General features: G+C 66.2%; 13 protein-coding genes and 1 tRNA gene. 1 reads left to right on the plus strand and 13 read right to left on the minus strand.

The genetic code is table 11. From position 1 onward, the window contains the following. Positions 1-35: 35 nt before the first annotated feature. From ArtHe_RS10645 to ArtHe_RS10695, 11 genes are all read right to left on the minus strand, one after another. A complete protein-coding gene (locus ArtHe_RS10645; protein WP_248316748.1) occupies positions 36-905 on the minus strand; it encodes a class II fructose-bisphosphate aldolase in 870 nt (289 codons plus the stop codon). A gap of 1 nt (position 906) precedes the next feature. Next, the gene (locus tag ArtHe_RS10650; protein WP_248316749.1) at positions 907-2,325 is read right to left on the minus strand and encodes a GntP family transporter; all 1,419 of its coding nucleotides are present in this window, start codon (positions 2,323-2,325) and stop codon (positions 907-909) included. Positions 2,326-2,382: 57 nt separating this feature from the next. Then, complete coding sequence (locus ArtHe_RS10655; RefSeq protein ID WP_248316750.1) at positions 2,383-3,315, minus strand: NAD(P)-dependent oxidoreductase; 933 nt, start codon at positions 3,313-3,315, stop codon at positions 2,383-2,385. Between the two features lie 11 nt (positions 3,316-3,326). Beyond that, positions 3,327-4,748, minus strand: coding sequence for a four-carbon acid sugar kinase family protein (locus ArtHe_RS10660; protein WP_248316751.1), 1,422 nt, complete (start codon positions 4,746-4,748; stop codon positions 3,327-3,329). A 152-nt stretch (positions 4,749-4,900) separates the two neighbouring features. Further along, on the minus strand, positions 4,901-5,605 hold the full coding sequence (locus ArtHe_RS10665; protein WP_248316752.1) for a FadR/GntR family transcriptional regulator: 705 nt from the start codon (positions 5,603-5,605) through the stop codon (positions 4,901-4,903). 68 nt (positions 5,606-5,673) lie between these two features. Next, the gene (locus ArtHe_RS10670; protein WP_248316753.1) at positions 5,674-6,768 is read right to left on the minus strand and encodes a GNAT family N-acetyltransferase; all 1,095 of its coding nucleotides are present in this window, start codon (positions 6,766-6,768) and stop codon (positions 5,674-5,676) included. Between the two features lie 223 nt (positions 6,769-6,991). Next, the gene (gene rplA, locus ArtHe_RS10675; protein WP_066296030.1) at positions 6,992-7,699 is read right to left on the minus strand and encodes a 50S ribosomal protein L1; all 708 of its coding nucleotides are present in this window, start codon (positions 7,697-7,699) and stop codon (positions 6,992-6,994) included. Positions 7,700-7,833: 134 nt separating this feature from the next. After that, positions 7,834-8,265 (minus strand): 50S ribosomal protein L11, encoded by a 432-nt coding sequence (gene rplK, locus ArtHe_RS10680; protein WP_066296034.1) that lies wholly within the window; start codon positions 8,263-8,265, stop codon positions 7,834-7,836. 126 nt (positions 8,266-8,391) lie between these two features. Further along, positions 8,392-9,183: a transcription termination/antitermination protein NusG gene (gene nusG, locus ArtHe_RS10685; RefSeq protein ID WP_066296036.1), complete on the minus strand. Its 792-nt coding sequence runs from the start codon at positions 9,181-9,183 to the stop codon at positions 8,392-8,394. A 98-nt stretch (positions 9,184-9,281) separates the two neighbouring features. Further along, entirely contained in the window at positions 9,282-9,551 is a 270-nt protein-coding gene (gene secE, locus ArtHe_RS10690; RefSeq protein ID WP_083521368.1) for a preprotein translocase subunit SecE, read from the minus strand. Positions 9,552-9,653: 102 nt separating this feature from the next. Further along, positions 9,654-9,726: transfer RNA gene (locus ArtHe_RS10695), tRNA-Trp, on the minus strand. Positions 9,727-10,050: 324 nt separating this feature from the next. Between ArtHe_RS10695 and ArtHe_RS10700 the strand changes: the two genes are divergently transcribed. After that, entirely contained in the window at positions 10,051-11,274 is a 1,224-nt protein-coding gene (locus ArtHe_RS10700; RefSeq protein WP_248316754.1) for a pyridoxal phosphate-dependent aminotransferase, read from the plus strand. A gap of 10 nt (positions 11,275-11,284) precedes the next feature. On the opposite strand, the gene ArtHe_RS10705 is transcribed toward ArtHe_RS10700, so the two are convergent. Together ArtHe_RS10705 and ArtHe_RS10710 are read right to left on the minus strand one after the other, a co-directional pair. Further along, positions 11,285-11,962, minus strand: a complete 678-nt coding sequence (locus ArtHe_RS10705; protein ID WP_248316755.1) for a response regulator transcription factor — start codon at positions 11,960-11,962, stop codon at positions 11,285-11,287. Continuing rightward, positions 11,959-13,236, minus strand: coding sequence for an ATP-binding protein (locus tag ArtHe_RS10710; RefSeq protein ID WP_248316756.1), 1,278 nt, complete (start codon positions 13,234-13,236; stop codon positions 11,959-11,961). The genes ArtHe_RS10705 and ArtHe_RS10710 overlap by 4 nt, the downstream gene beginning before the upstream one ends. Positions 13,237-13,337 lie beyond the last annotated feature (101 nt).

The following is a 13,337-nucleotide window of genomic DNA, read 5'->3' on the forward strand; positions in this document are numbered from 1 at the left end:
CGGCGCAGCCATGGCCGCGCCGGCGATTCACGCCCCTACAGGTCCCGGGTCCCCGGGCGCAGCAGTTCCAGCGCCCAGGCGGCGGTCGCCGCCGCGGAGCCGCTCCAGACACCCAGCAGTCCCAGCATGTTCTGGCCCGCTGCCTGCATGCCCGGAAGGGCTTCGGCCACCGCGGCAAGCGTGGAGGTCCGCAGTTCCGTGTTGATATTGACCTTTCCGATCCCTGCACCGGGAGCGCGGCGCAGGTCCGCCTCGTCGAGGCCAGAGGCACCGTGCAGGACCAGCGGAACGGTTCCGGCCGCGGCCTTCACCGCACCGAGCCGGTTCCAGTCCAGGTGCGGCTCACCCTTGTAGTTGCCGTGGACGTTGCCGACGGCGACTGCCAGCAGCCCGGCGCCGGAGGCCGCAAGGAACCCGGCCACCAGTGCCGGGTCCGTCATTCCGGCAAAGCGGTCTGCTTCCGCGGCTGCCGAGGCGTCGTCCTCGTCACCGGGCAGGGCTCCAAGCTCAGCCTCCACTACGATGTCCAGCCCCGCCAGTGAGCGCACGACGCCGGCCACGAACGCCGCGTTCGCTGCGGGTTCCAGCGACGAACCGTCGGCGAGGACGCTGTCCGCACCCGCTGTGGCCGCGGCGAGGATGAGCTGCGGGTCGGCGGCGTGGTCCAGCTGGACCAGGACCGGCACGGACGCTGCGTCGGCCAGGCCTCGCAGGGCCGAAATGAGCCGCATCCCGCCAGGTCCCGCGGCGGTCTTGGGCGCCACCAGCAGGATGACCGGCTGTCCGGCCTCCTCTGCTGCGCCAACCACAGCAAGTGCCGTGGTGAAGTCGTAGCAGGTCAGTGCCGGCACGGCACCGCCGTCCGCCAATTCACCGGCAACGACGTCGTTCAGCCGGGCCCGCACGTCAGCCTGCCAGCGGGGACAGGATCAGCCACAGGAGGCTGGTCAGCGCGAAGCCGCAGAGGCCCAGGATGGTGGTGAGCACCGTCCAGGTCTTGAGCCCGTCCGCCACGGACAGGCCGAGGTAACGGGTCACGATCCAGAAACCTGAGTCGTTGACGTGGGAGAAACCGAACGCGCCGAATCCGATGGCAATGGTGATCAGGGCCATCTGCAGGGCGGAGTACTCCCCCGCGCCGACCGATGCGGCCAGCAGGCCGGCGGTGGTGACGATGGCGACCGTCGCCGAGCCCTGGGCAGCGCGCAGCACTGCGGCCAGGAGGTAACCCATCAGCAGGATCGGCAGGCCGGCGGAAGACAGCGTGTCCGCCAGTGCGGTACCGATGCCCGACTCGGTGAGGACTTTGCCGAACGCACCGCCGGCACCGGTCACCAGGATGACGATTGCCGCCGGTGCCAGGGCGGCGTCCATGACCTCGCCCGTTGTGGAGGCGCTCCAGCCGCGGCGGATGCCGAGGAAGATAAAGGCCAGGAACACGGTCACCAGGAGTGCGATGACGGGTGAGCCGATAAGGCCCAGGGCCGGCAGGGCAGCGGACCCCTCGGGAAGGACGACGGCGCTGACCGTTCCGAGCATGATCATCACGATCGGCAGGACGATCAGTGCGATGATCATGGCCGGGCTGGGCGGGGCCTGCACTTCGGTCTTCGTCTTGACGGCGGTGCCGCCGGCACCGGATTCCAGCTCCACTTCGGACTTGCCGCTGCCGAAGAGGCGGAACTGTTCTGCCGTGGCAGGCAGCATCGGGTAGTCACGGCGGTTCATCCACTTGGCAGTGAGGTAGGCCGGCACGCCCAGGACGGCGCAGATGGCCAGGGCAATGATCGTGATCCAGCCAATGTCCGAGCCGATGACCCCCGCGCCGCCGACAATTCCCGGGTGCGGCGGGACAACCACATGCACGGCAAGCATGATCGCTGCCACGGGCAGGCCCACCTTGAGCGGGCTAACACCGGCGGCTTTAGCGAAGCCGTAGATGATCGGCACCAGGATAATGAAGCCGACGTCGAAGAACACCGGGATGGCCAGCAGGAAGGCCGCGGCCGTCAGGGCTGCGGTAACCCGCTTCGGCCCGAGGATCCTGGTGAACTTGCCGGCCAGCGCCTCGGCGCCGCCGGAAAGCTCGATCATCTTGCCGAGCATGGCGCCCAGCCCCACCAGGATGGCGACGGATCCAAGGGTTCCGCCGAGGCCGGATTGGACTGAGGTGATGACTTCATCCAGCGGGATGCCGGCGGCGATCGCCACCAGGACGCTGACAGTCAGCAGGGCCAGGAAGGCCGGAATCTTGAACTTGATGACGGCGAGCAGCAGGACTGCAACGCCGGCCACCGCAATGATCAAGAGCGTCATAGCGCTCATCGGTGTCTCCTTTGACAGGTGCGGGTGATGTTTTTGAACTGTGGAAGGTGTGCCCGGTTACGGGGCGGGGCGGACCGGTGCAACGACCTTGATGACGGCGGAGTCATCCGCTGCGCCCAGGCCGGCTGCCTGGCCCAGCAGGTAGAGCTGTTCGGCGGCTGCGGCGACCGGAGTCGGCAGCGCAGTTTCGCGGGCAGCCTTGGTGACGATCCCCATGTCCTTGACGAAGATGTCGAGCCGGGAGAGCACCTCGGCGCCTTCTTCCTCGTAGGCCTGGAGCATGCGCGGCCCGCGGTTGCCGAGCATGAAGGACGCAGCGGCGCCGGCCTGCAGCGCATCCAGCGTTTTTTCACGGTCCAGTCCGAGGGCGTCGGCCAGGGCCATAGCCTCGGCAGCCGCGGCGATGTGGACACCGCAGAGCAGCTGGTTCACGGTCTTCAGGGCCTGGCCGTCACCGGGCTTGTTCCCGACGATGCTCAGGGTGGAGGCGAGCAGTTCCAGGACGGGCTTGGCTGCCGCCTGGGCTGCTTCGGTAGCACCAACCACGATCAGCAGGTCGCCTTCACCGGCACGCACCGGGCCGCCGGACAGCGGGGCGTCGACGAGTTCAACGTCCTGCTCCGCGAGGCGGGCGGCGACGTCGGTGACCGCGGCGACGCCGACGGTGCTGGTCATCACGACCACGGCGCCGGGCTTCAGCGCCGGGGCGATGCCGGTGTCGCCGAAGAGCACGTCGTTCAGCTGCGCGCCGTTGCGCACGGCCAGCAGGACGGCGTCGGCACCGGCGGCGGCGTCCGCACCGGAGCCGAAAGTCCTGATGCCGGCGGCCTCGGCCAGTTCCAGCCGTGCGGCGGCGATGTCGAACCCGTGCACCGTGAGTCCGGTGGCCAGCCGGGTTGCCATCGGCAGTCCCATGGCGCCAAGGCCCAGGACGGCGACGGTGTAGGCGGTGTTGGCGGTGTTGGCTTTGTTTTCGGTGTTGGTCTGCATGGGGGGGGTCCTTACTGTTCCGAGAGGATTTCGACGACGGCGGCGAGGGAGGAGTCATCGCCGACGTTGCCGGCGAAAACGATGTACGGAATGCCTGCGGCGGGGCCGTCCATCGGCTCCCAGAGGGAGACGATTCCGGGCAGCATCGGACCCCGGACGATGGCACGGCCGATCTGCAGGCCCTTGGACGCAACGTCGGAGGAGGTGATGCCGCCCTTGGCGATGACGAACCGGGGCGGGGCTGCGGCAAGGACACGCTGGACGACGTCGACGACTGCTGCGGAAACGCGGCGCGAGATGTCGAGGGATTCCTCCCCCGTCGAGGCTGTGACCAGCCGGCGGCTGGTGTGCAGGACGACGTCGCCGGCCTTCAGCCCGGCGGCCACCTGGCCGCTGACAGCAGCCAGGTGCTGTTCGCGGGCTTCCGGGTCAATGACGGAGGCAACGTCGATTTCCACGGTGAGCGAGGGCGGGCGGACGTCCTGCAGGTGGTTCAGCTGACGCGTGGTCACCCCGACGTGGGATCCAACCACGATCAGGCCGCCGCGGCTGCGGCCTGCCGGAACGTTCCCGTAGACCTCTTCCGCGGTCAGCGGGGCATGCTGTTCCTGGCCGATGGCGGCGCGCACGAAGGGCGGGCCGACCCGGTAGAGGAACGTCTTGCCGTCGGCTTCCGCACGCTGCAGGCCCAGGGCCAGCAGGCGCAGGTCGTCCTCGGAAACCGCATCGGCAACGACTGGAACCCCGTTGGCGGCACCGGCCAGGGCGGCCGCGACTTTCTCCGGCCCCCCGCGGAGGACGTCCAGGGTGAGCGTAATAACCTCGGCGGCGCTGATCCGACCGCCGGTTTTTTCTTCTACGTAGGCTGCCAGGTGGGAGCTGGCATAGCCGAAGGTCGCGTCGCGGGCGAACTCGGTCTCGGAGATGGGCTGCAGGCCGGCGCCGCTGCGCATGTAGTGGACAGCGCCGATAGTCACCCGGTTGGCATCGGGAAAGGCCGGGACCAGCACGACGGCGTCCGGGGCCCGCAGTCCTGAATCCACCATGGATTCAGCCAGGACGTCGGTCTCCAGCGGGAAGTGTCCGCGCAGGGTGGAGTCACTGCGGGAAACGAAGGCAAGGCGGGCGGCCAGCGCAGCTGCGGCGGCCTGGGCGTTCGCGACGACTTCGCGGTTGATGCGGGCCGCGTCGGCAGGGGCCAGACTGCGGGAATTCGTCAGGACGTAGACGGCAGCTGCACCGGTTGAAAGCGCCCAGGCGAAATCCGCTTCTGCCCAGGAGGTGAGGACCGGGAGTCCAGCCACGGACTGTGTCCCGGTGGGGTCGTCGTCAAGGACGATGAAGACGGCACCGGTGGCACCTTCGGCCACCTCCGCCGCGGAAACGGATACCGCTTCGGGGTAACCGGAGAGCAGGCTCCTCAGGTCTTCCATGAACACTCCTTTGTAATCAGATGTCTGACATCTTACACATGGAAACTGGAGGTCGAAGACTGGCAGGACAGCCGGCTGAAGCCCGCGGTCCTGGAAGGCACCGCGCCAAAACTGGCGGGGCAGGGCAGCGGATCCAGGCCGCAGCTCTCTGGCTAGGACGAACGCAGGACGTGCTCGATCAGGTCCGACTGGGTTTGGTCCATGTGGGCGTCCATGGCGAGCCGGGATTCTTCGGCGTCGCCGGCAGCAATGGCTTTGAGGACCGCGCGGTGCATGGCGATCGCGTGTTCCTGGATAACGGGAACTGCCGAGGTCTCCCTGCGCCCTGCGGACAGCAGCCGCCCCAGTGGCTCGTACATCGCGGGCACCAGAACATTCCCGGAGGCCCGCAGGATCACGTCGTGGAACGCGATGTCCTCACGGACGAACGCATCGACGTCACCCGCGTCCGCCGCCTCACACATGCCGGCCAGATGCCGCTCCAGCAGGTCCAGGTCCTCTGGCTCCCGGCGGAGCGCGGCCAGGGCAGCGGCGCCGGTTTCGATCATGCGCCGGACTTCCAGCAGTTGAAGGGAGACGTTGTTTTCGCCGACACCGTGGGCGGCGGCACGGACCGTGGCTTCCAGCGAGGTCCAGGCCCGGGGCGGGTTGACGTACGTACCCCGTCCGCGCTGGACGTTGACCACGTTTTTGGCCCGCAGCGATTTCAGGGCTTCACGGACGGTGAGCCGGCTGACGTTGGCGGCCTCGGCGATGTCAGCTTCCGAGGGCAGGGCCGATCCGATCTCGATATCCCCATCGATGATGCGGTCGAGCAGCTGGTCCGCGACGGTATCCACCAGCGTCTTGCGTTCCATGCTCCCCCTGAAGTGCAGTCATCCGTCCGGATGTCAGATAACCAATCCTACCCACCCGGACCCGTCATTCAGTGTGCCGCCCCCAGGTGCCGCTGCCACTGCCCGCCCCAGGCCGCGGCCCGGAATCCCAGGGCTTCGTTGATGCGGAGCATGTGCGTGTTCTCTTCAGCGTTCCAGGTGTAGACACGCCGCACCCGGGGCCGTTCCTGCTGCAGCCGCCGCAGGTTCGCCGTCTTGAGCAGCATGCCCAGGCTGTGCCCGCGGTGGGCCCGGAGAACCAGCGTGTCGTCCTGCATCGCGGCGAGGGGCTGTTCCTGCTGCACCCACAGGACGGTGTGGCCAGCCAGGGTATTGGTGGCGAGGTCCCGGACAGCGCAGCAAAGCAGATCCACACCGGCTGCGGCCTGGGCTGCCTCGCTCTCCCGTACCCGCTCCACGTCCCAGGCTTCCTCTTCCCAGTCCAGGTCGCCCATCGGTGCATCGGTGCTCATCCGCTGTTTCAGGTGCGCATAGTCGCCGACCAGGGCATCCGGACACCGTCCGGTCCAGGTTTCCAGCGCATAGCCGGTTCCGGCAGCCGCACTGGCCTGCGCATACAGTGCTGTAAAGTCCGCACCCTCTTCCAGCCGGAGCAGGCTGATCCGTTCCACCTGCTCCAAAACGAAACCGGCGGCCCGGGCAAAACGCGCCGATGCGTCCGCCGGGATCTCGCCCGTTCCGGTGGCCGGGCGAAGTACAGACCCGCCGGCCCCGGTCATGGTCAGCGGGTGCTCCGTTTCCGCGTCCAGCACCCTGCGGCCCAGGGCGGCGGCGTACTCCTCGGCGGCCAGGAGCAGGGCGCGCCCAAGACCGGCGTTCCGGGCGGCCGGATCCACCAGCACATCCACCCATACGGCGTGGGTGTTATCGGTCAGCGGAATAATGAGCAGCGCTGCTCCGGCCGGCTCCGGCCCGTCCGGCAGCAGGATCACCCTCCGGCCTGCTTTCCGGGGCTGCATCACGGCCAGCTGAGCCTCGGGCGACTCAGCAAAGTCCGAGTTGCCCCAGAACCGATGGTTCCGTTCGTTCACCAACCTGGCGACGGTGAGGAACCCTTCGGTGCCCTCCTCCCCCAGCCTTCGGGGGATCGGGTTTTCGCGGACGGGCTGAGCATGGAATTCCATGAATCAATCCTGCTGGTAGCGCTGCTCCCTGTCACCCGTGCCCGGTCACCTGGGCGGCGTGATCGGTGCGGCGGCCATCTGTGCGGCAGCGCGGCGGACGGATATTCCCTGCAGCTCTCCGGTGCGTCCGGTGGCACGGTGCAGATCCGTCCGGCACACGAAAAAGCGGCCGCAGCAAATGCTGCGGCCGCTTTTTAGCCAGGCACAGGGCCTGGGGAAAATGCTATGCGTCGGCGAGGACCTTGGTGACGTTCGGGTCCACGGCGATGCCGGGGCCGAAGGTCGTGGTCACGGTTGCCTTCTGGATGTAGCGGCCCTTGGCAGCCGACGGCTTCAGGCGAAGGACCTCTTCGAGGGCAGCGGCGTAGTTCTCGGCCAGCTTCTGCGCATCGAAGGACGTCTTGCCAATGATGAAGTGCAGGTTGGAGTGCTTGTCGACGCGGAAGTCGATCTTGCCACCCTTGATGTCGGACACTGCCTTGGCAACGTTCGGGGTAACCGTGCCGGTCTTCGGGTTCGGCATGAGGTTACGCGGGCCGAGCACGCGGCCCAGGCGGCCGACCTTGCCCATGAGGTCCGGCGTAGCCACGGCTGCGTCGAAGTCGGTCCAGCCTGCGGCGACCTTTTCGATCATGTCGTCGGAACCAACGAAGTCGGCGCCGGCAGCGATAGCTGCTTCAGCCTTCTCGCCGGTGGCGAAGACGAGGACGCGGGCGGTCTTGCCCGTGCCGTTGGGAAGGTTGACCGTGCCGCGGATCATCTGATCGGCCTTGCGGGGGTCGACGCCCAGGCGGAAGGCAACCTCAACGGTTGCGTCCGTCTTGGACGGGTTGGTTTCCTTCGCCAGTGCTACAGCTTCAACCGGCGCGTACAGCTTGTCCGCGTCGATCTTAGCTACAGCGGCTTCATATGCTTTGCTGCGCTTTGCCATCTGCTTTTTCTCCTTGTGCAGTTGTGGTCTGTCGGACCGCGCTCGGCCCTGCCACGTGCCGCCCGTCCCGTCAGGGGTGGTGCGGCGATGATGTTTTGGTTTTGCCCGGGCGGACCCGTGCGGGTGGTGCTTGATTAGCCTTCGACGGTGATGCCCATGGAACGGGCGGTGCCGGCGATGATCTTCGCTGCGGCCTGCACGTCATTGGCGTTCAGGTCGTCCATCTTCTGGGTGGCGATCTCTTCCACCTGTGCCTGGGTCAGCTTCGCAACCTTGACGGTGTGCGGGGTGCCCGAGCCCTTGGCGACGCCGGCTGCCTTCTTGATCAGCTCAGCTGCCGGAGGCGTCTTGGTGATGAAGGTGAAGGAGCGGTCTTCGTAGACCGTGATTTCAACCGGGATAACGTTGCCGCGCTGGGATTCCGTTGCAGCGTTGTACGCCTTGCAGAATTCCATGATGTTGACACCGTGCTGGCCAAGCGCAGGACCAATCGGAGGAGCCGGGTTGGCGGCACCTGCATTGATCTGCAGCTTGATAAGGCCGGTGACCTTTTTCTTGGGGGCCATGAAAGGGTCCTTCTCTAAATTATGTTCCCGAAGGACAGGAGCGTCCATCCGGGTGGTGGCCGCCATGGCGTGGCGGCCGTACGCTGCCGGCCAGGATAAAGCGGTCCTGGGGCAGCGAAGTTCTGGTTACTGGATCTTCGTGACCTGGCCGAAGCCCAGCGTTACCGGAGTCTCGCGCTCGAAGATGGTCACCAGGACCACGAGCTGCTGCGATTCAGGCTTGATCTCGGAAATCGTCGCGGGGAGGGTCTCGAACGGTCCCTCGTTGACGGTGACGGATTCGCCAACCTCGAAGTCCACGGCAATTTCGGACTGGGCTGCCTTCGCAGGAGCACCGCCGGCAGTCGTCGGGGATACCACGGTGTGCTCAAGCATGGAGAAAACTTCATCCAGGCTCAGCGGGACCGGGTTGTGTGCGTTGCCTACGAAGCCGGTGACACCGGGGGTGTGGCGGACAACGCCCCACGAAGCATCCGTCAGTTCCATGCGGACCAGGACGTAGCCCGGGATGCGCACACGGTTGACGATCTTGCGGGTGGTGTTCTTGATCTCGACGACTTCCTCCATCGGAACCTGGATTTCGAAGATGTTCTCTTCCATGTCCAGGGTCTGGATGCGGGTCTCGAGGTTCGCTTTTACGCGGTTCTCATAGCCGGCGTAGGAGTGAATGACGTACCAGTCACCCTCCTGGCGGCGCAGTTTTGCCTTGAAGGCAACAACAGGGTCTTCTTCGGGCTCGTCGGCAGGCGCGGCATCCGCGGCGTCGTCGGCTGAAGCCTCCTCGACAGGGGCTTCTTCCGCGTCTTCGGCCGATGCGTCACCGTCAGCCGCCGCGGCGTCTGCTTCGGTAACCTGCTCCTCGGCATCCAGATCAGCGGTTTCTTCATTGATCTGTGATTCGAGTTCTTGCTCGGACACGTAGATTCCTGCTTTCTTCTTCAGAGCCTTATTGGGTTTGTCACTAGCTCAGTTCTTCGGCATAACCACCGCAGCTGCGGACGAAACGCCGTCGGGGGCTAGCTTTCGCCGCTGCCCGAACCGAAGATCCACAGTGCGCCAGTACCAAAGACAAAGTCCAGAACCGACACGATGATCATCATGACGACCACGAAGGCCATAACCACGATGGTGTACCTCAGCAGCTCCTTGCGGGTGGGCGTCACCACCTTCTTCAGCTCAGCAATGACCTGACGGAGGAAGAGGGCGATACCGCCAAAGAAGCCGCGCTTCTTAGGCGACTTGCCTGAGGGGTGTCCCTTGGAGCTGCTGGCAGCTGTCTCGGTCACCTTTCGCCTCACTCATCTGTTCGGTTCACAGTCCCGCAGCGCGTGCCGGGGAACTGCTGCTTCATGAAGGACTGCGTTAGACGGCGAAACCGACGTCATGCGCAGGGCAGACAGGACTCGAACCTGCAACCTGCGGTTTTGGAGACCGCTGCGCTACCAATTGCGCCACTACCCTTTGGGAGAATCCCACTTTACCGGTTTCCCTGCCCTCGACCTAACCGGACGTGGGCATAAACCAGCATCGAGAGATCAACACCGAGGATCAAGTCTACGCAATCTTTTGCCCTGAGTCGAACCGGCCCGCCAAGTGCCGGCGCGGGACCAGCGGCGGCGGGCCTTTAACCCCGGGACGCACCGGGCCGTGCCAGTGTAAAAGACTGAAATGTGACCGCGTCGCGCCTAAGCTTGGCTTCCATAAAGGAACGGTAAACGTTGCCTTACTAAGAGCCCCGCATCGGGGCTGACAAAAGCAAACCGCACCAAACCAGACGGGAACGCCATGCCTTCCAACGGCCGAATCTCAGAACGCATCGCCTCCATTGCGGAATCCGCCACCCTTGCCGTCGACGCAAAGGCCAAAGCCCTGAAGGCCGCGGGCCGTCCGGTCATCGGTTTCGGCGCCGGCGAGCCTGACTTCCCGACGCCGGGCTACATTGTGGACGCGGCCGTGGCCGCCGCCAAGGACCCGCGGTTCCACCGCTACTCCCCCGCTGCCGGGCTGCCGGAATTGAAGAAGGCAATTGCGGAAAAGACCCTCCGGGACTCCGGCTACAGCGTCGATCCGGCGCAGGTGCTGGTGACGAACGGCGGCAAGCAGGCCGTCTATGAAGCGTTCGCCACCCTGCTGAACCCCGGGGATGAAGTCCTGGTGCCTTCCCCCTACTGGACCACCTATCCCGAGGCCATCCGGCTGGCGGGCGGAGTTCCCGTCGAGGTCTTCGCCGGCCCAGAGCAGGGCTACATGGTGACCGTCTCCCAGCTCGACGCCGCTTTGACCGACAAAACCAAGGTGCTGCTGTTCGTTTCCCCGTCCAACCCCACCGGAGCGGTCTATCCGGCGGAGGAGGTCGCTGAGATCGGCATGTGGGCAGCGGACCACGGCCTGTTCGTCGTGACCGATGAAATCTACGAACACCTGACCTACGACGACGTGCCCTTCACCTCGATTGCAACGCGCTGCCCGGAGCTGGGCGACAAGGTTGTCATCCTCAACGGTGTGGCCAAGACCTACGCCATGACCGGCTGGCGGGTGGGATGGATGATCGCCGCACCGGACGTCATCAAGGCAGCCACCAACCTGCAGTCCCACCTCTCCTCCAACGTCTCGAACATCTCGCAGATGGCAGCGCTGGCCGCTGTTTCCGGGCCGCTGACGGCCGTTGATGACATGAAACTGGCCTTCGACCGCCGCCGCAGGGCCATGGTCGAGGCACTGAACTCCATCGACGGCGTCAACTGCCCCATGCCCGAGGGTGCCTTCTATGCCTACGCCGACGTGCGCGGGCTGCTGGGGCGGGAATTCCCGGGTGCTGCCGGCCCCCTGCGTCCGCAGACGTCCGCGGAGCTGGCGGCGATGATCCTGGATACCGTGGAAGTCGCCGTCGTACCGGGTGAAGCCTTTGGCCCGTCCGGCTACCTGCGCCTGTCCTACGCCCTGGGCGACGAGGACCTCAAGACCGGCATGGACCGGCTCAAGGACTTCCTCGGCCAGGCCAAGAAGTGACCCGCGCCCGCTAGAGCAGCCTGCGGGCTGCAGCCCACCTGGTCAGTTCGTGCCGGGAGGAAAGCTGCAGCTTCCGCAGGACTGCGGAGACGTGGGTTTCCACCGTCTTGACGGAGATAAACAGTTCCTTGGCAACTTCCTTGTAGCTGTAGCCGCGGGCGATCAGCCGCATCACTTCGCGTTCGCGTGCCGAAAGCCGGTCCAGCTCGTCATCTACGCTGACGGCGGTGGACGCCCCGAACGCATCGAGCACGAATCCGGCGAGCCGGGGGGAAAACACCGCGTCGCCCCCGGCAACGCGGAGGACGGCGTCGGAAATCTCCGTGCCGGAAATGGTCTTGGTGACGTAACCGCGGGCGCCGGCCCGGATCACTGTCACAACGTCCTCCGCCGCATCGGAGACGCTCAGGGCCAGGAAACGGGTCGTAGCCAGCAGGTCTGCGCAGCCGGCAATCACCTCGGCTCCTCCGCCTCCGGATCCGCCGGGCAGATGCACGTCCAGCAGCACTACCTGCGGCCGGGACTGCCGGATCGCGGCGACGGCGGCCTCCACGGTTGCTGCCTCGGCAAGGACGTTGACCCGTCCGTCCAGGTCCGCTTTCAAACCTGACCGGAAAATGGCGTGGTCATCAACCACCACCACCGATACTGGCTGGGCTGCTTCAAGGGGCGGTGCTGCGCTGCTCACCTGTTCTCCGTTTCCCGTTCAGACTGTGCCGGTGCGTCCGCGCCGGCCAGGGGCAGTGCCAAATGTATCTCGGTGCCGGCGCTGCTGCTCTTCACCCTGGCTGTACCGCCGTGCCGCTGCATGCGGCCGACGATTGATTCCCGCAGCCCCAGCCGGTCCTCCGGAACGGCATCCGGGTCGAATCCGCTCCCGCGGTCCCGGACGAACACCTCTGCGGCGTCCGGCCGGCACTCCAGGTAAAGCGAAATCTGGCCGCCAGCATGCTGGGCGGCATTAAACAGCGCTGCCCTTGCCGCCTGCACCAGCGCCGAGCTCTGCACCGTCAGCTCAGCCGTGCCGACGGCGACGAAATCCACCGGGTGGCCGTACGCGTCTTCGACTTCCGCCGCAACGCCTTTCAGGGCGTCAGCCAGGGTTCCGGTGCCTTTCTCCGGATCGGCGTACAGCCATTGGCGCAGTTCACGCTCCTGGGCCCGGGCAAGCTTGATGACCTCGGACTCGGACCCGGCCCGGTTCTGGATCAATGCCAGGGTCTGCAGCACGGAATCATGCAGATGCGCTGCGATCTCGGCGCGCTCGGTCTGGCGGATGCGTCCAGCCCGCTCCGTCTGGAAAGCCCGCCAGTACTTCACGGCCCAGGGAGCCAGGACCAGTGCGATGCCCGCCAGGACAGCCAGGGAAGCCAGCACCGCCGGCACCAGGACGTCCCAGGTGATGGAGCCGGAGAGGATCAGCAGGAAGCCGGCGATCACGAGCAGCAGCCCGATAATCAGCCGGGTAAGGCCGGACTTGCGGTCCGCTCCGGCGCCAGCCACCAGGCCGGCCCGGCGGGAGGCATCCAGCTGGGACCAGGCCAGGACGGCTCCGGATGCGATCGCCGCAAACGGCAGGAGCATCCCAAGGTTGATTTCCGCGCCCAGCCGCTGGGCCACGACTGCGGCCGCCGCCAGCAGCAGCAGCAGGCCGATCAGGATTTCACGGGTGCCGATTGCGGTTTTCCCCGGCGCTGCCCGGTTGCCCTGCTCCTCTTGCAGGTAGCGGGCAAAGTTCTCCGCCACACTACGCGGATTCCGTTCACCCGACGCTGCTTCTTCCTCCGTAGTCGGCACCATGATCCAGAGCCAGGCGTACAGGATGACGCCGGCACCTGCCAGCAGCGACAGCACAGCCATCAACACGCGGACGGTACGCACCGGCATGCCCAGGTGCGCGGCCAGTCCCGAACAGACACCGGCCACCACCCGGTCCGGGGAGCGGAGCAGGGGAGGTCTCATGCCATAATCCAAACACGGCCGGACGGCAAAACCGCCACCCGCTGGAAAGCCTGCGCACGGTATCAGGGGCAGGTTCAGGGGTCCCTCAGGGGGATCCCCGA

Origin of the sequence: Arthrobacter sp. Helios, assembly GCF_023167125.1 — a bacterium.
In the GTDB taxonomy this organism is placed as follows: domain Bacteria; phylum Actinomycetota; class Actinomycetes; order Actinomycetales; family Micrococcaceae; genus Arthrobacter_B; species Arthrobacter_B luteolus.

Bases quoted from the DNA above. Each gene is read 5' to 3' on its own strand.
- ArtHe_RS10650 (WP_248316749.1), bottom strand. From the start codon at position 2,325: ATGAGCGCTATGACGCTCTTGATCATTGCGGTGGCCGGCGTTGCAGTC.
- ArtHe_RS10655 (WP_248316750.1), bottom strand. From the start codon at position 3,315: ATGCAGACCAACACCGAAAACAAAGCCAACACCGCCAACACCGCCTAC.
- ArtHe_RS10660 (WP_248316751.1), bottom strand. From the start codon at position 4,748: ATGGAAGACCTGAGGAGCCTGCTCTCCGGTTACCCCGAAGCGGTATCC.
- ArtHe_RS10665 (WP_248316752.1), bottom strand. From the start codon at position 5,605: ATGGAACGCAAGACGCTGGTGGATACCGTCGCGGACCAGCTGCTCGAC.
- ArtHe_RS10670 (WP_248316753.1), bottom strand. From the start codon at position 6,768: ATGGAATTCCATGCTCAGCCCGTCCGCGAAAACCCGATCCCCCGAAGG.
- rplA (WP_066296030.1), bottom strand. From the start codon at position 7,699: ATGGCAAAGCGCAGCAAAGCATATGAAGCCGCTGTAGCTAAGATCGAC.
- rplK (WP_066296034.1), bottom strand. From the start codon at position 8,265: ATGGCCCCCAAGAAAAAGGTCACCGGCCTTATCAAGCTGCAGATCAAT.
- ArtHe_RS10700 (WP_248316754.1), top strand. From the start codon at position 10,051: ATGCCTTCCAACGGCCGAATCTCAGAACGCATCGCCTCCATTGCGGAA.
- ArtHe_RS10710 (WP_248316756.1), bottom strand. From the start codon at position 13,236: ATGAGACCTCCCCTGCTCCGCTCCCCGGACCGGGTGGTGGCCGGTGTC.